This is a genomic window from Wolbachia endosymbiont (group A) of Pogonocherus hispidulus (genome assembly GCF_964028195.1).
Taxonomy (GTDB): domain Bacteria; phylum Pseudomonadota; class Alphaproteobacteria; order Rickettsiales; family Anaplasmataceae; genus Wolbachia.
The window spans coordinates 1,008,164-1,025,759 of the sequence record NZ_OZ034750.1 but is presented as its reverse complement, the minus strand read 5'-3'; the positions used below and the strand labels follow the sequence as shown (position 1 = coordinate 1,025,759).

Here is a 17,596-nt window from a genome sequence, read left to right as displayed (position 1 = left end):
CGTTCTGTCTGCACTATTTTCCTTCTGGGGTATTGCTGATGCTTGTGCTATCTATGGCAATTTCGATATCTTCCATATTATTTTTATCAATTCTGCAATCATTGATCTTAATATTAAGTTTCTTAAACTTTCTTGATGCTTGTGAATAGCTGATAACTGCCAAATCTCTTCCTATTTGTTGCAAATATCTTTTTATAAACCCAACTGTTTGTCTTAAACCTATTCTGAATAGATGGGTTATTATATGTATCAAAATTACCACTTTATTGCTGTAAATATTGTTGCCACCCTGCATTTTTGGACCATTCTCGTACCAATTTTCTATGGCGTCATTGATATAACAAAAAATGCTTCCTCTTTCATGGAGAAATTTGTTATATTCATGGCAGTTACTGACTCTCATTTTTTGTGGCATATTTTTTCTTCAAAGGTTAAATGGCTATTTTATAATGAATTTTGTCAGTAACTGCCAGTTCTTTTCACTTGAGCGGTGCAACAAAGCCATCCCAGTGTCAGCTACTTGGATGACAAAGGAGAGCGTTTGGATGACAAGATTTTGCAAGGGTATTTTTTTTATGGGAGATTAATATGGAAATTTTTCTTGATAGCGTTGATTTAAATGAAATTAAAGAACTAAAGGAGTTCATTGACGGCATAACAACTAATCCTTCTTTAATAGCAAAGTCCGGGCGTAAAGATAAATACGAGGATTTAGTGCGTGAAATATGCTCTATTATCAAGGGGCCTGTTAGTGTTGAAGTTGTTGCAAATAACCATGCAGATATGGTTAAAGAAGGCCTTAAGTTAGCGAAAATCGCTGATAATGTTGTGGTAAAATTGCCCCTTACATATGAAGGATTAATTTCTTGTAAAAAGTTGTGGACAGAGCATAAAATACCTGTTAACATCACATTATGTTTTTCTCCTGGACAAGCACTGCTTGCCGCTAAGGCCGGTGCTTATTTTATTTCTCCCTTTGTTGGTCGCCTTGATGATATAAGCTATGATGGCTTATCGCTAATAGAAGATATATGTACTATATATTCTAATTACGGTTTTGATACTAAAGTTCTTGTTGCATCAGTGAGAAGCCCAGCACATGTAATAGAAGCTGCAAGGCTTGGTGCTGATTCAATTACTGTACCAGCAAAAGTACTTAGACAATTAATTAATCACCCACTTACTGACCAAGGGCTAGCAATATTTGAAAAAGACTGGGGTGCAAAGTAATAAACGGTCACTACTCTGAATCGGTTGACAAATTGGACGCTTGATAAGCGTAATTTGGAGCTTCTTGTGTAATGACTACATCATGAGCATGACTCTCTCTTAATCCTGATGCAGTAATAGTCACAAATTTACAATTTTTTTTCATCTCTTCTATATTCCTATTACCAGTATACCCCATTGCAGCTTGCAATCCGCCAATCAACTGATGGATTACTCCTGAAGCTGGACCTTTGAATGGAACTCTTCCTTCCACTCCTTGTGGAACTAATTTTAGTTTTGAATCTTTATCTTGAAAATAACGGCTAGCTGAACCTCGTTTCATTGCGCTAATAGATCCCATTCCTCGATAGCCTTTATATGCTCTGCCCTTATACATAATAATCTCACCTGGGCTTTCGTCAGTGCCAGCAAAAATCGAACCAATCATCACAGAGTCAGCACCAACTGCAATAGCTTTTGCAACATCTCCTGAGTATTTTACCCCACCATCAGCAATTAGTCTGACGTTTCTTGCTCTACACGCCTCTGCAACATTCTTGATTGCAGAGAATTGTGGCACACCAACACCTGTAACTATTCTGGTTGTACAGATTGATCCTGGTCCTATTCCAACCTTCACTGCATCAACACCCGCATCAATCAACACTTCAGCAGCCTCCTTTGTTGCAATGTTTCCGCCAATTAATTGCGTATTAGGATACATCTTTTTTATTTCCCTAATGGTATTGATAACGTTTTCGGAATGACCGTGAGCAGTATCCACAACAACTACATCAACTTCTTCTCCGATCAAAGCTTCACATCTTTCTATACCATCTTTTTTACCAGTGCCAATTGCAGCGGCAACTCTGAGCCGTCCTTTACTGTCTTTACATGAATTTGGGTATCTATTGTATTTTTCAATGTCTTTAACCGTAATTAAACCTATACAGCAAGAATTTTCATCTACGACCAAAAGCTTTTCTATTCTATTTTCATGCAACAATTTCATTGCTGAGGCACTATCCACTCCCTGCTCCCGCACTGTTACTAACTTATCTTTTGTCATCACTTCGGAAACTTTTACATTTATGTTCTGGTCTTCAATAAACCTCACATCTCGGTTAGTTAAAATTCCAACTAACTTGCGTTGATCGACTACAGGAATGCCAGAATAATTGTGCTCTCTCATTAATGAAATTGCTTCCGCAACTGTTTTATCCGGTGAAATCGTAATTGGGTTATACACGATCCAACTTTCATATTTTTTCACCCTTCTCACTTCTAAAACTTGTTCATCTATTGATAAATTCTTATGTATGCAACCTATCCCTCCATGTTGGGCAATAGCTATTGCAAAGCCCGATTCAGTAACAGTATCCATTGCAGAGGATATGAGAGGGATATTTAGTTCTATACTATTTGTTAAATAAGTTTTTGTATCTGCATCGCAAGGTAATATATCAGAATAGGCTGGCAAAAGAAGTATATCGTCAAACGAATAACAAGCTTCCATTTTTTTCATAGGCTTTATTTAAAGCTTATACGCCAATTAATTAAATTGCAATAGGGCTTTTGCAAAATTAGCTATAGCTAAAGCAATTTAGGTTTACCGAAATATATTTATAGTTAGACTAGTAACTATAGGTGATGCCTTAAGTTGTCATTCCAGCACGTGACGCTGGAATCCAGCTTTTATAAGCTGGATCCTATGGTCAAGCCCACAACTGTACGAATATTGTCTAGCAGGAGGATGTCATCCCAGTGCCCAGACACTGGGATCCAGGAATTTTATTAAGTTGGTAAACATAAAAGTAGCCGTTTTATGTTAAAATACAACGTTTTGATGATTATGAAAAAGCTGGATTCCAGTGTCAAGCACTGGAATGACATCGTTTACTATGTGCCATATTGCAATGTTCGTACAGTAAGCCATAGGATGACAGAAGCGGAGCTATAGAAGCCGGTGTGGCTCTGTCGTATAGCTCTAACTGTTTTTAGGGGATAGAAAGGCTATATGGTTGCTAATATATTTTATTGCAAAATAAGCATTCTACATTATTTGCCAGCAAACAAAACTGCTCAATGGTTAAGTTTTCTGGACGCTGGTTTCCACTCAATTTAGCGTTTTCGAGGACAGTTTCAGCATGGTTCGTTATATTTTGCAAACTATTCCTCAGCATCTTTCTTCTTTGAGAAAAAACAGCACGTGTTAATTTTGTTAAGGTTTCCAAATTTACTGCAAACTTTGGGGTAGGCAAAGGATTTACTGTAATTACTGAAGAATGTACTTTTGGTCTTGGAAAAAACTCTTTAGGTTCAATATCAAATTCCTTTTTTATATCACATAGTAACTGGCTTAGCACTGATAAGGAACCATAATCTTTAGAATTGGGTCTTGCCGTAATGCGATCTGCTACCTCTTTTTGAAACATTAATGTCAAGTTCGTAAAAAATTTTATATTATTTAACCACTTTAAAAATAACACTACCGAGATATTGTAAGGCAAGTTAGCAATAACTTTGACTGGGCGTTCTATCAGCTCTTCTTCTATAACATGAAGTGCATCCGCTTCTATAATTCTATACTTTCCTTGATGCTCATTTAGCAGTTGGTCATGGTGTTTTACTAAATCTCTATCTTTTTCTATAGAAAGTAGAGACTTTGGATTATGCACCAATATTTCTCTTGTTAATGCACCATATCCAGGACCGATTTCAATGACATTAAAATTTTCCAGACTACCAGCTAAAGCGACGATTTTTTTTGTTATCTCACTCGATAAAATAAAATTTTGCCCTAGACTCTTTTTTGGCTTCAGTAAAAATTTTCTCATATTATTTTCATTATACAGTATTTTAAAAATCAGTTGACTAAAATTCATTGATGATTGTATATTATTAATGTGTTTAACGCCGGCTTAGCTCAATTGGTAGAGCAACTGACTTGTAATCAGTAGGTTGTCAGTTCAAGTCCGACAGCCGGCACTCTCACCCATATGAGTAAAGTTGATGTCCTTTTTAATAGTAGCAAATTGGAAAATGAATGGAATGCGTTCTTCATTTGTTAACTTTATAGGCAAACTTAACAACAAGAGCAACGAAATTACCTCTAAATTAGTAATTTGCCCTCCTTTTACATCACTTCCAAGCAGTATAGAGTTGAACAATAATATTAATATAGGAGCACAGAATTGCCATCATAAAAAGTTCGGTTCTTACACAGGTGAAATTAGTGCAGAAATGTTAAAAGAACTAGGGTGTACTTACGTAATACTTGGGCATTCTGAAAGGGCCAATGAAAAAGATAGTGAAATAAAACTTAAGTCGGAAATAGCAATAGAATCAGGCTTACACCCAATTATCTGTGTAGGTGAAAATTCAGAAGATTATAAGAATGAAAAAACAAAAGAAGTAATAGAATATCAATGCAAAAAACGTTTGCCAACACACGGTGAATATACCGTAGCATATGAGCCAATATGGGCAATAGGCACAGGTCATGTGCCAAATAATGATGCAATTGCTGAGGTGATAGAGGTAATAAAATTGTGTACTGGTAAAAAACACATTATATATGGTGGTTCAGTCAGTTCAGAAAATATAGAAAATTTGTTAAATATTTCAAATTTATCAGGAGTTTTAATTGGCAGTGCAAGCTTAGATTTCGATCACTTTTATAAAATTATACAACAAGTTGAAAAAAAGTTTTCTCTTATTAATTCTAAAAGTAGATAAAAGGGAATTACTCACTATAGGAATAGGGCTATCACGGGCGTCTCAGCAGATTCCGCTAACGCGTACTCCCTCGTCATAACGTCACGGTATCCGCTAACACGTAGCGAGATGACGGTTGTCAGAGTGACACTGGTTTCCATACAAAGGTGGTGTCATCTAAGTAGCTGACACTGATTTCTATCCAAGACGCCAGTGCCCAGACTACTTGGATCCAGAAGACTTAATTTCAACCAAGTGGCTGCATAATAAAGGCTGGATTCCAGCGTCACGCGCTGGAATGACATCTTTCTTGGTGAACTCAAATCATAATGTTCGTACGGTTGTGGGCTTATAGCTAAAGTAATCTAGAAAATTAACGATATTTTATTCCCCGGTGAACGCTCTATTCTGTTTTCCAACTCTAGTTCTAAAAGAGCCATTAGAGCTATGTTGGTAGAAAGTCCGCTTGCTAATATAAGTTCATCTATATCAACAGGTACAGAGTTAATATGATCAACTATAACAGATTTTGCCTGTTGTAATTTTTCTTGTTTTTGGTTAACAGCATAGTGCTCAACATCAAATAGGTTTTTTTGCTGCGGAGGTAAACTAAATCTAACACTTTCTATTATGTCATCAGCGGACTCGATAAGCTTAGCACCGTTTTTAATTAAATAATTACTACCACTACAGCGTGAATCTAAAGGGAAACCAGAAACTGCAAACACCTCTCTCCCTTAATTTAAAGCAAAATCTGCTGTTATTAGAGAGCCAGAACGTTTCGATGCTTCAATCACTGCAACACCCAGCGATAGACCAGATATAATTCGATTCCTTTGAGGAAAATACTGAGGCTTTGGTTTAGTAGCAAATGGAAGCTCAGTAATTACTAAACCACCGTTCCCAGTGATTTTTTTGTATAGATCAAAATTCTCTTTTGGATACACCACATCAATTCCGCTTGCTGTAACAGCAATAGTGGGATGATTTTTGTATATTACACTGTTTGCTGCAGTATCGATTCCTTTTGCAAGTCCAGAAACGATAACAAAACCAGCTTCGCTTAAATCAAGTGCCAACTTATTGGCAAAATTTCTTCCATTCATTGAAGAGTTACGCCCACCGATTATTGCAATTATCTCACGGCTTAATAATGATATATCACCAAGCGCAGTTATTACAGGAGGACAACTAGAGATATTTCTTAAAAGATCAGGGTAATCTGGGTCACATGCGGGTATAATTTTAGCTCCAATTCTTTCTGCATTATTGATTTCTTCTCGTGCATCTTGAATGCCATACACCTTATTATTAGCCACCCTATTGAGATATTTTAGCACCTCATCTAGCGATCCATGTGTTCTTAGTATACTAAAAAACTTTATTGGTCCTATAGTTCTAGCCAAGCTTAACCATACTTCTAATTCTTTGTTGTTCAATTTATTTATCTTCATAAAAGGCTTGAATTTCTTATCAATTTAGTGTACCCAAGATAATACAAATATACAGTGTTTTATGACGCATTTTGTTACAGATAAATGCATAAAATGTAAATATACGGACTGTGTAGAAGTATGTCCCGTTGACTGCTTCTATGAAGGTAAAAACATGCTCGTGATTAACCCAGATGAATGTATTGATTGCGGAGTGTGCATACCTGAATGTCCAGTAGATGCAATTGTAACTGATGATTCCATAAAAGATATTTTAGAACTAGATGAAGAGTTGCTGAGCAGCGAACAAAAAACTTTCAAGTTATTTTACGATATAAATGTAGAATACTCACAAAAATGGCCAAATATCACAGCTAAGAAGCAACCTCTCTATACTGCAGAAGAGTATAAGGAAAAAAAGGATAAAACAGCTTATTTTGATGAAAATTTAGAATAATATTAACAAAGAAAAAGATCAGACTCCTTGCATAACCATATGAAAAACTAGCAACTCACTTTTCTTTGTCATTCCAGCGCGTGACGCACAATCGTACGAACATTGCAATTTGCAGGTGGCAGATGGTGTCATGCAAGTAGCTGACACTGGTTTCCATCCAAAAGGGCAGTGCCTCTATGATGTCATCCGAGTAGCCCCTATGATGTCATCCCAGTGGCCTCTATGATGTCATCCGAGTAGCCTTCTATGATGTCATCCCAGTGCCTGACACTGGGATCCAGAAAAAAGAATGGTGTCATTCCAGTGTCCCTATGATGTCATCCCAGTGGCCTTTATGATGTCATCCCAGTGCTTGACACTGGGATCCAGAAAAAAGAATGGTGTCATTCCAGTGCCCCTATGATGTCATCCAAGTAGCTGACACTGGGATCTAGCAAGCTTTGCTTGCAAATAAGTCTAATACGCGTCGCGTTTTATGCCAAAACACAATTGGAGTTACATGCAAAATAGATCCCAGTGTCAAGCACTGGGATGACACCATTTGTTGTATCTTAACAAAACAAACGTTCGTACAGTTGTGCATAGGATAGAGCTATAGAATTTTTCAAAGCGTTTTTTCTATTGAAGATAAGAGCATCTTTTATATATGCTATATAGTAAAACATAGAATGCCCATGATTCCAACTATAGCAATTTTAAGTGGTGGATTTTCTTGTGAGAGAGAAGTGTCGCTTATGAGCGGAAAAGCAGTGAAGAAGGCGCTCGATAGCCTTTCATATAATGCAATAGAAATAGATGTTGACAGCAATATTGCTGAAAAGCTTAAAAAAATTAATCCGGGCCTTGCTTTTATCGCTCTGCATGGACCTTATGGTGAAGATGGCTGCATTCAAGGTTTATTGGAAATCTTAGGTATAAAATATACACACTCAGGAGTTATGGCTTCGGCTGTTGCTATGAACAAGGCAATGTCAAAGCATATATTCCGGTCCCTTAGTATTGATACTCCAAAAGGTTATGTAATTAGCCGAGAAGATGTACTAAAAAATAATATTAAAATCGATTATCCGTACGTCTTAAAACCAATTAATGAAGGTTCAAGTATTGGAGTGTACATAATTTTCTCGCACGAGGATTACTTAGAACTGAAAGATAATAGTTCTACTATAATGGAAAAGATGATTGTAGAAGAATACATACCGGGCATAGAGTTACATACTGCTGTATTGCTAGATGAAGCAATTGGCACTATGGAAATACGACCAAAAAATAAATTCTATGATTATGAAGCAAAGTATACAGATGGATTTGCAGAACATATATTTCCTGCTGAAATTCCTGACAACATATATAGAATGACCTTGGAACACGCACTGAAAGTTCATCAATTTTTAGAATGCAAAACTATTTCCCGCTCAGATTTCCGTTATAATCCCAAAAATAACACTTTAAAAATGCTTGAGATTAATACACATCCTGGCTTTACTGAGTTATCGTTAGTGCCAGAAATTGCAAAATTGGCAAAAGGAATCAATTTTAATGAATTAGTTAAAATTATTATTGAAGATAGTTTGCAGCACAAAAATATTAGGGATTTAAGTCATGTTGAGCAGTATTACTAGAAGCCAAAGGAGTTTTTTGCGTAAGTGTGCCTTGGTTATTATCACAGCACTTTTTCTTACGCTAATACTCTACAGCTCACTTGATAAAATAATAAATCGATTTAATTACTACTTTACTTGGTATAATGACTGCCTATCCAGTTTATTACTCAGTAGTGGATTTTCAATCGACGAAGTAGTCGTGAGCGGCAATAAATTTACAAACAAAAAGGATATTCTAAGTTTGACAGATAGAACGCAACCTATCCTGTATATATCACTTTCAAAACTTGCCGGTAACATACAATCCGTAAGCAGATGGATAAAATACGTAAGAGTTCACAGAATTTTGCCCAATACTCTACACATTAATATAGATGAGCATAAACCGTTTGCTCTCTGGAAAGATAATAACAAAACTTCGGTAATTGATTCCGAAGGCAAAGTGATCGTAGATGACTATCCAATAGATGATCTTGTTGTAATTACAGGACAAAACTCGTTATCAAACCTAGAATTTGTTAAAGATGTATTAGAGAGTAAAGCTCAATTAAGTGACCACATTTCTTCTTTTGCTTATATAGGGAATAGAAGATGGAATATCATACTTGACAACGATTCCACAGTGAAACTGCCTGAAGATAACCCTTATAGTGCATGGGACTATTTAAATCACTTGCAAAATACAACTGATTTTACTTTCAGCGATTGGAGTATTATTGATATGCGTATTACTGATAAAATTTTTGTGAAGAGGTGATCTGCTGTCATCCAAGTAGCTGACACTGGTCCCCATCCAAAAGGGTGTCATCCGAGTAGCCCCTTTCTTGTCATCTAAGTAGCCTCCTTTTTTTGTCATCCCAGTGCCCAGACACTGGGATCCAGAAAAATTGATTGTAATACCAAATCTCAATGGTAATTAGACAAATGAAAAAGAACGCTTTCTGCCTATAGCTAGAGGTTCAAGCGAATTTATCGTATGTCCTATTTGTCTTCCCAATAACGAAGTTTGGTATAAACAAACGACTATATAACATTTTCAATAAAATTACAAAAAAGCTGGATTCCAGTGTCACGCACTGGAATGACATCATTTATTATGCAACATCGTGTCACATTGCAATGTTCGTACAGTTGTGGAATGAATCGCGGTATGACGTAGGGAAACCTTTCTTGGGTTAGCTATAGCAGACTGAAAATGGGAAGTTTGTTGTAAGTGCAGCACTATAATTCCTCCACAGATAAGAGAATTTTAATAAATATATACAAGACTGCTGAAGTTTTGTTCATGAGGGGAGGGGAGTAATGAGCAATTTGTTTAACAAAGCTAACACATTTTATTTTGTAGCTAGTTCCTTAGCTACTCTTACGTTACTTACATCTTTAGCGCTTACTGTAACTTCTAATGTACCTCTTCCTCTAATTCTTGCTTTAGCTGCATTATCTGTTTTGGTGCTTGCACTTTTATATAAGATAATTCGTAATAATAAAGAAATGGAAGCTGAGAAAAATAAATTCGCTCGAAAAGAGCAAGAGTTGGAAAATAAAATAACTCTAGGAAAGGAAGCTAATAATGCTACAACAAAAGGTGAAATGGAAAAGCTAATTGATCGTGCTGCAAAAAAAGATGAAGTGGAAAAGCTAATTAGTAGTTTCACGACAAAATTAGATGAAATTTCAAAGCAAGCTAATAATGCTACAACAAAAGGTGAAATGGAAAAGCTAATTGGTAGTCTCATAACAAAAGAGGAATTGGAAGAAAGGCTTGGTAGTCTCATAAAGAAAGTTGAAGTAAAAGAAGAGCTGCGGATGAAGTTTTATGGAAAAGATGAAGAAAGAGGAAAGATAACATTGAATGATGTTATACTTACAAACGATATAAAACAAAAGTTGATAAGGATTTATGAACCAAATGCTCTAGAAAAAGGAGAAGGATACATTTTGTATGGTTCACCAGGAACTGGTAAGACTATGACTGCTAAGGCGATTGCAAGTGAAACTAGATTAAAATCTACATTTATAAGTGTTTCTGGATCTGATTTGCTTAATGTGTCAAATATAAATAAGGTTTTTGAGAAAGCAAAAAAAAACACTCCTTGTATAGTTTTTATAGATGAAATTGATAGCGTTGGCAAAATACGCAGTGATAATAATAATGTAGAATCTTTAAATAGTTTATTAGCTAAATTGGATGGATTTGAATCTAGAAAAGGTGTGACGGTGATTGCTGCAACTAATCGTATAAATGTTTTAGATGATGCACTTATTAGGGGTGGTCGTTTGTCTACACACATTAAGATTCCTACATTAGACACAGACACACGTAAAAAAATAATAAATGAGTATTGTCAGAGGAAAAATTTGCAAGGTACGTCTACTGACACAATTTTACACAATACTGATGAGAATTTTTCACCAGCAAATCTGATTGGTTTATTAGAGGAAATAGAAGATTGTACAAATAAAAAAGCACCTGACAGAACTAGGACTGCGGTTATTTGTCGAAATTTTAAGAAGACTCATAATATTGAAGAGATATCGAATAAGCAGGCTAACGGGAAAATTGAAAGTTCTAGAGAAGGATCACGGCAAACATCAACTCCAAAAGGACTGCCATTAAGCAAGCTGAGTGAAGTTTCACAGCTAGAAGATTTTGGATATTCCAGTAGATGTTCTACCCCGATCAAATTGCCAAATCACTATTGACAGAATCTTATGAACGTAATCAGAGTGAAAGTATTTGCAAAACACAACAATTAGTCTTATTATAAAATAAATCATGCAAGGAAGTATACAATGAACCCAATAATATGTGCACTGGATACAGAAGACTTAAATAAGGCTATTTCTCTAGCTAATACTCTGCGTGGTAAAGTTGGTATGGTAAAACTTGGGTTAGAATTTTTTGCTGCTCATGGTCTCTCTGGAGTGCAAGAAGTTGCAAAATGCAATGTACCAATTTTTTTAGATCTGAAATTGCATGACATTCCAAACACTGTAGCTAAAACAGTTGAAGTAATAAAAGTTCTGAACGTTGAAATGTTAACTCTGCACATCAGCGGTGGAACAAAAATGCTTAAAGAAGCGCTAAATGTAGTGCAAGGCACAAAGATAAAGCTGATTGGAGTGACAGTGCTAACTAGTATGAGCAATGAGGATTTAAACGAGCTTGGAGTAGCAAGAGAGGTAAAATCACAGGTAATTTTGCTTGCAAAGCTTGCAAAAAAGATTAGACTCCATGGAATAGTCTGTTCTGCATTGGAAGCTCAAGAAGTGCGCCGAGAATGCGGTAAAGACTTTAAAATTATTACTCCAGGAATTCGTATAGATCCAGGTCATGACGACCAAAAAAGAACAGCAACACCAAGAGAAGCAATAAATTTAGGAGCTGATTATATCGTCATTGGCAGACCCATTACAAAAACTGCAAGTAGTGCAGAATTAATATTGAAATCCCTTACTAATTAAAGCAGACAAAAAAAAGTGCTTGACACAAAAAAACGAACGTTATATGATGTCATTACCTTTCGTTTTACCTCGCTTAATTTAATTACTGAATTAAGCCTACAGTACTAGGCGTGGCACAAAGTGCCACGCTATTTTTCGATTTATATTTTCAATAGATAAAAAATGATGCCATTCCAGCGCGTGGCGTTGGAATCCAGTTTTCCATCCAAGACGGCAGTGCCCTCTTTTTGTCATTCCAGTGCTTGACACTGGAATGACATCGTTTGCTATGTACCATATTGCAATATTCGTACAACTGTGGAAAACATCTATGGATGCCATTCCTATTACCTTATTTCCATTCTAATTTCATTTTCAAAGGAGGCTATTATGTCACTTACCGATATCGCTCACCGTATCAATGAACTCGCTTCATCATGGGAGCAATTTAAATTAATAAATGATCGCAAATTAAAAGAAATTGAGAGCAAAGGGCGTGCTGATTCTGCAACGATTGAGCAGCTATGCAAGGTAAATAATGCCATTGATAGTTGCAAAGAGCGTTTAGACTTGATCGAAACTGCAGCTCAACGTCCAGAAGTAAATACAGATTTTAGCACAAGTGATAAATATTTTTCTGATTATATCCGCAAGGGAATGGAAAGCGGTTTATCACACAAAACCCTCAGTGGAGATGATAATGATATCGGAGGGTATCTAATTACTCCGCATATTGTAAAACGCATAAACAAGCGCGTAACTGATTCGTCCCCAATGCGGCAAATATGCTCCAATCAAAGAATCTCTACTGAAACATTGGATTACATTATAGAAGATTTTGACCGTGCCGGTGCAGGTTGGAGCAGTGAAACAGTAGATGATGATGACGGTGGCAATAAATCTAAGTATGATTTTGCAAAAGATACGGACACACCTAAAATCCAAAAAATTTCCATAACAACTTACGAGTTATATGCTCAACCACAGATATCACAAAAGTTACTCGATGATGCGTTTGTTGATGTTGAGAGTTGGCTGGTAGAAAAGATTGCCGAGACTTTTAGTAAGGAAGAAAGCGAAGCCTTCATTAAAGGTGAGGGCACTTTTCAACCTAAAGGGATTTTAACTTATGAAAATGGAAACAGTTATAATAAAATAGAGCAAGTTAAAACTGAAAAATTAGATAGCGATTCAATAATGATATTGTACTATTCTCTAAATGAGTATTACTCTAGAAATGCGTCATTTTTGATGAACAGGAGTACGTTGAAGAATGTTAGGCTACTAAAAGCTCAAACAGGTCAATATCTTTGGCAACCAAGTTTGTCGCTTGAAGCTCCAGATACCTTAATGGGAATACCAGTATATCAATCTGCCGATATGCCACCGGTGCCAAACAATCAGCTACCGGTAATTGCGATGGCAGATTTCAAACAAGCTTATAAGATTGTAGATAACAGAGCAGTTGTGTTAAAAGTCAATAGAAAAATGAAAAATATCAAAGAAATTTAGCCCGTTAAATATAATGTGCTCTTCAATGTATTTTTACATAATATAAGCTATAACTCTTAATTGATGTAGCTGTGTATAAGTACTTATAGTTTATGTGGGCGTACTTATCCACAGCTACACTAACTTACTAGAGAAGTAGACTTAGGGCTATATTCCTCAGTGAACACTCTACCGTCTCTTACCAAGGAGTTAGCAAGTAAAAGTAACTTTCTCATAGCAGCGGTAGAAGCAACTTTATATGGTTTTTTATATTGATTATACAACCTATCAAAAAAAGTTTTTATGTAAGAATTCCATTCCCGCGCACTAAGAATACACATATACAAAACTGTTCTAATTTGTGACCTACCGCCTTGAATACACCTTTTTCCTTTACTAAAACCACTGTCTCGATTAAAAGGTGCAACCCCGGCAAGGCTGGATATTTGCTTTTCTTGAAGCGTCCCTAGTTCTGGTAGATAACAAATCATAGTAATAGCTGTGATTTTACTTGCACCTGGTATACTAGTTATTGATATGTATTTTCTTTTAAGCTCTTGACTTTGATCAATCAACTCCATCATCTCATCTTCTAAGGCTTGGATTTGATTTTGTAAAATGGCAAGTAGCTCTTCCATTTGTTTTATTATGGATATATCAGTTACCTGGTAAGCTTGGGTTTTTTGTATTTTTGCTATTTCTACAAGTTGATTTCTACGAGATAGCTTTTGCCTCAAACAATCAACATTACTAACTTTTAAAGGAGTAACACGCATATCTGTATTATTAATATAACGTGAGATGATACTACAGTCTATTTTATCGGTTTTAGTAGCAACGCCAAGGCTTTTTGCATAATCTCTAACCCATCTAGGTTGAATAACATATACCTCAAAACCATTGCTTAGTAAAGTATAGGCACATAATTTTTCATATCCACCTGTTGCTTCAAGACCAACTTTGCTTACATTATGCAAACGTAAAAAGTCGAGTATTTGATCAATAGCTTGCACGTTATTTTCAAATACTTTATGATATCCAAGTGGATGGATATGAATATCAAGTTTAGCTTTGCTAACATCAATGCCAGCAATAATATTTGATGAATTCATAATTCCTCCGTAAATGTTGATAAACAATATATACTGTATTTTCCACCCTTATATACGAGTCTAAAAACTCAATCAGTTGTTCGGAACTTCAGTATAAACCAGAGAAGAAAACCTTGCTATACTACGGTCCTTATGACCAAGACTGGACACGGTTCCTCTTCTCTGTATGTCTTTACATTACTACTTTGTAGTACTTATAAAAACCTATTTTTAACATATAAGGCTGGACGGTATCTTAGAAAAACATACTGTAATTGCAATTGAATGATGGAGAGACATACTCCATTATTTTAGCGCGAAGTAACAAATTCAATAGAATGAGTTCTTCAAAAATAATTTAAACTTTTACGGTAGGAGTAGTCTCATGAAATATTATAGTGGATTAGATGTCTCACTCAAAGAAACTTTTATTAGTATCGTTGATGAGAAAGGTAAGATTGTTAAAGAGGAAGTTGTTGCAAGCGAAAGCAAGGCAATAGCAGAGTATTTGCTTAGTCAATGCAAAAAATATGAAGCCATAGGAATAGAAAGTGGACAGTTATCAATACCAATGTGCAAAGAGTTAAGGAATCTTGGATTGCCAGTAATTTGTGTAGATGCGAGACATATGGCAGCAGCATTATCTGCAAGGATCAATAAGAATGATAAAAATGATGCAAGAGGTATAGCACAAATGATGAGAGTTGGGCTATTTAAGGAGGTATTAGTAAAATCAGACGAAGCTTGTCAGGTTAAAATAATGCTTGGAAGCAGAAGACAATTAATACGTAGCAGAGAGCAAATTGCGGGGACAATAAGAGGATTACTGAAAATATACGGAATAAAAGTTAATCAACGTCTTAGTTCTGCAAACTTTGCTTTCAAAATGCAAGAAACAATTAACAATCTAGATGAAATTAGCAAAAACTCAATTGAATCATTAGTACATAGTTTAGAAACAATAGAAGAATCGATAAGAAAACTTGATAAAATGCTCTCAAAGCAAGGTAAAAAAGATGAGGATTGTAAATTATTAACTACTGTTCCAGGAGTTGGTATTATAGTAGCAATGACATATAAAGCTGCAATAGATAATCCATATAGGTTTGAAACATCCTATACGGTTGGAGCCTATATGGGATTAAGCCCAAGACAGTACGCTTCTGGTGAGATTGATCGACACGGAAGTATATCAAAAATGGGGCCAGTGGAATGTAGGAATATGTTGTATGAAGCTGCACAAGTCTTACTGGTAAAATGTAAAAGGACATTTAAATTAAGAAGCTGGGGATTAAAGCTTGCAAAAAAGAAGGGTATGAAGAAAGCAATTATTGCTGTAGCAAGAAAATTATCTGTAATTATGCATAGGATGTTGGTTAACAAAACAGAATTTTGTTATCAATAAACACTAAAGGAGTATAAACAATAATTTTACTGAAAGTAAAGATAGTAATGCCGATGGAAGGGATAAGCAAGAATTTAGGTTGAAGCATAGACTTCGTGAAAGACATGTTGCCGTCCACTTCCGCCTAACAAGTATAGTGCGGCTTGGCAAATTAAAATTTTGGCCATGTTAGACCGCGGAGAGAACCATGGAAGCATACTACTTTAACTTATGTAAAATCATTAGGGTGATGGGGAAAATATGACACTTTAATTTTTATAAACCTAATGAATATGTGAATAAGCACTTTAAGTGTGTGTAGCGTACTTATTCACATATTCATTGGCTGCATAATTTAAAAGAGATTAATTAGAAATTTAGTGCTGGTGTTTTTATTGCCAATAAAACCCCTTTTGATTGAATAAGATAATACAATAGTAAATAAAAGGTTGCATTAGAGCTGAATTTTATATCAAAAAATATTTTTCATGATACAAAAAATTATTATTGACTTTCATGCAATTAGAGAACCTAAATGGTTCTAATTCTGTATTCACAAGGTTAGCCTTACTTTTCATTTAAAATGGTAACATATGGGGTTATATATGATCAACAACTTTTTAGGTATAGATGTTTCAAAAGAACGCTTTGATGTTTCTCTCTCATTCATAAGCAAAAAAGGAAAACGTGAAAGTAGGAAAAGGAATTTTAAAAACGATGATACTGGGTTTCAAGGTCTGATGAACTTTCTACAAAAACATAACCTAGAAGAAGTAAAAGCCTGCATGGAAGCTACTGGTTGTTATAGTGAAGCTTTAGCTGAATTCCTCCACAACGCTGGACATTTTGTTAGTGTTGTAAATCCAGCTTGCATAAGGTTTTATGCAAAAAGTAAGCTTGCACGACAGAAGAATGACCAGACTGATGCAGAGATTATTGCAGATTATTGTCAAAGACAGGAACCTTCTCGTTGGACACCACCTTCTCATGAAAAGAAACAATTAAAACAGCTTTATCGCTGCTCAGTTGCATTAAAAGATGAATTGACATTAGTAAATAATCATTTAGAAAAGAAAGAGAGACTGCCTGAAGAAGTTGTAAATGTTTGGGAAAACTTAGCAATTAACATAGAACAATCAATAGAAACAATAAAAAATTCCATACGTGAACTATTAAAACAACACAAATATTTGTTGGAGGATTTTCAACTTCTATTAACTATTCCAGGAATAGGAGAGGAATCAGCAATAGCTATTTTAGCTGAAATTCCTGATATAAAAGCTTTTATAAATGCCAGACAATTGGCAGCATATGCAGGAACTATACCACAAAATATAACGTCAGGTACATCTGTACATGCCAAGCCCAGATTAAGTAAATCTGGTTCACGAACATTATGTAAGGCAATGTACTTTCCTGCTATAGTAGCTAAGAATCATAATCCTATTATTATGACTTTTTGCGAAAGGTTAAAAGAGAAAGGCAAGCATAACATGGCCATTGTGGGAGCTGCAATGCGTAAGTTACTCCATATTGTTTTTGGTGTTTTAAGGTCAAAAAAGGCTTTTGATCCAGATCATATCAAAAACTACAGAGCTAGGAGTTTGGCTGAAAGTTTAGTGCTTTAAAATCAAAAAATGCTCCAATCACATCTTATGTGAAATAGTATCTTACACAAATTTTGTAGTTGGTTAGTGAATATGTTGATAAGTAAATTAATTTTATACGTACAAAAAAGCGGAAATTTACTTATCAACATATTCACT

General features: G+C 35.4%; 16 protein-coding genes, 1 tRNA gene and 1 pseudogene. 12 read left to right on the top strand and 6 right to left on the bottom strand.

Annotation, left to right across the window (positions count from 1 at the left end; genetic code table 11):
• Positions 1-13: 13 nt before the first annotated feature.
• The gene (locus ABWU58_RS04905) at positions 14-415 is read right to left on the bottom strand and encodes a transposase (RefSeq protein ID WP_353282748.1); all 402 of its coding nucleotides are present in this window, start codon (positions 413-415) and stop codon (positions 14-16) included.
• A gap of 173 nt (positions 416-588) precedes the next feature.
• Between ABWU58_RS04905 and fsa the strand changes: the two genes are divergently transcribed.
• The gene (gene fsa / locus ABWU58_RS04900) at positions 589-1,230 is read left to right on the top strand and encodes a fructose-6-phosphate aldolase (protein ID WP_353282747.1); all 642 of its coding nucleotides are present in this window, start codon (positions 589-591) and stop codon (positions 1,228-1,230) included.
• 10 nt (positions 1,231-1,240) lie between these two features.
• Here fsa and guaB read toward each other — a convergent pair whose 3' ends face one another.
• Positions 1,241-2,734 carry an IMP dehydrogenase gene (gene guaB / locus ABWU58_RS04895; RefSeq protein ID WP_353282746.1) on the bottom strand — a complete coding sequence of 498 codons (1,494 nt, stop codon included), beginning with the start codon at positions 2,732-2,734 and terminating at the stop codon, positions 1,241-1,243.
• Positions 2,735-3,034: 300 nt separating this feature from the next.
• On the opposite strand from guaB, the gene ABWU58_RS04885 reads away from it, so the two are divergent.
• Entirely contained in the window at positions 3,035-3,169 is a 135-nt protein-coding gene (locus tag ABWU58_RS04885) for a hypothetical protein (protein ID WP_353274834.1), read from the top strand.
• Positions 3,170-3,233: 64 nt separating this feature from the next.
• On the opposite strand, the gene rsmA is transcribed toward ABWU58_RS04885, so the two are convergent.
• A complete protein-coding gene (rsmA, locus tag ABWU58_RS04880) occupies positions 3,234-4,046 on the bottom strand; it encodes a 16S rRNA (adenine(1518)-N(6)/adenine(1519)-N(6))-dimethyltransferase RsmA (protein ID WP_353283724.1) in 813 nt (270 codons plus the stop codon).
• Positions 4,047-4,124: 78 nt separating this feature from the next.
• Here rsmA and ABWU58_RS04875 point away from each other — a divergent pair.
• Positions 4,125-4,197: transfer RNA gene (locus tag ABWU58_RS04875), tRNA-Thr, on the top strand.
• Positions 4,198-4,221: 24 nt separating this feature from the next.
• Positions 4,222-4,947, top strand: coding sequence for a triosephosphate isomerase (locus tag ABWU58_RS04870; RefSeq protein ID WP_353282745.1), 726 nt, complete (start codon positions 4,222-4,224; stop codon positions 4,945-4,947).
• Positions 4,948-5,291: 344 nt separating this feature from the next.
• Here the strand turns inward: ABWU58_RS04870 and dprA are convergent.
• A pseudogene (gene dprA / locus ABWU58_RS04860) lies at positions 5,292-6,380 on the bottom strand (DNA-processing protein DprA).
• A 61-nt stretch (positions 6,381-6,441) separates the two neighbouring features.
• Here dprA and ABWU58_RS04855 point away from each other — a divergent pair.
• The 5 genes from ABWU58_RS04855 (at position 6,442) to pyrF (ending at position 11,885) form a co-directional block, all read left to right on the top strand.
• Positions 6,442-6,816: a ferredoxin family protein gene (locus tag ABWU58_RS04855; RefSeq protein ID WP_010082601.1), complete on the top strand. Its 375-nt coding sequence runs from the start codon at positions 6,442-6,444 to the stop codon at positions 6,814-6,816.
• A 668-nt stretch (positions 6,817-7,484) separates the two neighbouring features.
• On the top strand, positions 7,485-8,438 hold the full coding sequence (locus ABWU58_RS04850) for a D-alanine--D-alanine ligase (RefSeq protein ID WP_353282743.1): 954 nt from the start codon (positions 7,485-7,487) through the stop codon (positions 8,436-8,438).
• On the top strand, positions 8,419-9,177 hold the full coding sequence (locus ABWU58_RS04845) for a cell division protein FtsQ/DivIB (protein ID WP_353282742.1): 759 nt from the start codon (positions 8,419-8,421) through the stop codon (positions 9,175-9,177). Before ABWU58_RS04850 ends, ABWU58_RS04845 begins: the two co-directional genes overlap by 20 nt.
• A gap of 545 nt (positions 9,178-9,722) precedes the next feature.
• On the top strand, positions 9,723-11,123 hold the full coding sequence (locus ABWU58_RS04840; RefSeq protein ID WP_353282741.1) for an AAA family ATPase: 1,401 nt from the start codon (positions 9,723-9,725) through the stop codon (positions 11,121-11,123).
• A gap of 90 nt (positions 11,124-11,213) precedes the next feature.
• Positions 11,214-11,885 carry an orotidine-5'-phosphate decarboxylase gene (pyrF, locus tag ABWU58_RS04835; RefSeq protein ID WP_353282740.1) on the top strand — a complete coding sequence of 224 codons (672 nt, stop codon included), beginning with the start codon at positions 11,214-11,216 and terminating at the stop codon, positions 11,883-11,885.
• A 96-nt stretch (positions 11,886-11,981) separates the two neighbouring features.
• Here pyrF and ABWU58_RS04830 read toward each other — a convergent pair whose 3' ends face one another.
• Complete coding sequence (locus ABWU58_RS04830) at positions 11,982-12,206, bottom strand: hypothetical protein (RefSeq protein WP_353282739.1); 225 nt, start codon at positions 12,204-12,206, stop codon at positions 11,982-11,984.
• A 48-nt stretch (positions 12,207-12,254) separates the two neighbouring features.
• Here ABWU58_RS04830 and ABWU58_RS04825 point away from each other — a divergent pair, with 48 nt between their 5' ends.
• The gene (locus ABWU58_RS04825) at positions 12,255-13,376 is read left to right on the top strand and encodes a phage major capsid protein (RefSeq protein WP_353282738.1); all 1,122 of its coding nucleotides are present in this window, start codon (positions 12,255-12,257) and stop codon (positions 13,374-13,376) included.
• 119 nt (positions 13,377-13,495) lie between these two features.
• On the opposite strand, the gene ABWU58_RS04820 is transcribed toward ABWU58_RS04825, so the two are convergent.
• Entirely contained in the window at positions 13,496-14,467 is a 972-nt protein-coding gene (locus tag ABWU58_RS04820; RefSeq protein ID WP_353282680.1) for an IS110 family transposase, read from the bottom strand.
• Between the two features lie 364 nt (positions 14,468-14,831).
• Here ABWU58_RS04820 and ABWU58_RS04815 point away from each other — a divergent pair, with 364 nt between their 5' ends.
• The gene (locus ABWU58_RS04815; RefSeq protein ID WP_353282737.1) at positions 14,832-15,851 is read left to right on the top strand and encodes an IS110 family transposase; all 1,020 of its coding nucleotides are present in this window, start codon (positions 14,832-14,834) and stop codon (positions 15,849-15,851) included.
• A gap of 584 nt (positions 15,852-16,435) precedes the next feature.
• Positions 16,436-17,458: an IS110 family transposase gene (locus ABWU58_RS04810; protein WP_353282736.1), complete on the top strand. Its 1,023-nt coding sequence runs from the start codon at positions 16,436-16,438 to the stop codon at positions 17,456-17,458.
• Positions 17,459-17,596: the final 138 nt, after the last annotated feature.

Coding starts and splice junctions, on each gene's coding strand:
- ABWU58_RS04905 (WP_353282748.1), bottom strand. CDS start 415: ATGCCACAAAAAATGAGAGTCAGTAACTGCCATGAATATAACAAATTT.
- fsa (WP_353282747.1), top strand. CDS start 589: ATGGAAATTTTTCTTGATAGCGTTGATTTAAATGAAATTAAAGAACTA.
- guaB (WP_353282746.1), bottom strand. CDS start 2,734: ATGAAAAAAATGGAAGCTTGTTATTCGTTTGACGATATACTTCTTTTG.
- ABWU58_RS04885 (WP_353274834.1), top strand. CDS start 3,035: ATGTTAAAATACAACGTTTTGATGATTATGAAAAAGCTGGATTCCAGT.
- rsmA (WP_353283724.1), bottom strand. CDS start 4,046: ATGAGAAAATTTTTACTGAAGCCAAAAAAGAGTCTAGGGCAAAATTTT.
- ABWU58_RS04870 (WP_353282745.1), top strand. CDS start 4,222: ATGTCCTTTTTAATAGTAGCAAATTGGAAAATGAATGGAATGCGTTCT.
- ABWU58_RS04855 (WP_010082601.1), top strand. CDS start 6,442: ATGACGCATTTTGTTACAGATAAATGCATAAAATGTAAATATACGGAC.
- ABWU58_RS04850 (WP_353282743.1), top strand. CDS start 7,485: ATGCCCATGATTCCAACTATAGCAATTTTAAGTGGTGGATTTTCTTGT.
- ABWU58_RS04845 (WP_353282742.1), top strand. CDS start 8,419: ATGTTGAGCAGTATTACTAGAAGCCAAAGGAGTTTTTTGCGTAAGTGT.
- ABWU58_RS04840 (WP_353282741.1), top strand. CDS start 9,723: ATGAGCAATTTGTTTAACAAAGCTAACACATTTTATTTTGTAGCTAGT.
- pyrF (WP_353282740.1), top strand. CDS start 11,214: ATGAACCCAATAATATGTGCACTGGATACAGAAGACTTAAATAAGGCT.
- ABWU58_RS04830 (WP_353282739.1), bottom strand. CDS start 12,206: ATGGCATCCATAGATGTTTTCCACAGTTGTACGAATATTGCAATATGG.
- ABWU58_RS04825 (WP_353282738.1), top strand. CDS start 12,255: ATGTCACTTACCGATATCGCTCACCGTATCAATGAACTCGCTTCATCA.
- ABWU58_RS04820 (WP_353282680.1), bottom strand. CDS start 14,467: ATGAATTCATCAAATATTATTGCTGGCATTGATGTTAGCAAAGCTAAA.
- ABWU58_RS04815 (WP_353282737.1), top strand. CDS start 14,832: ATGAAATATTATAGTGGATTAGATGTCTCACTCAAAGAAACTTTTATT.
- ABWU58_RS04810 (WP_353282736.1), top strand. CDS start 16,436: ATGATCAACAACTTTTTAGGTATAGATGTTTCAAAAGAACGCTTTGAT.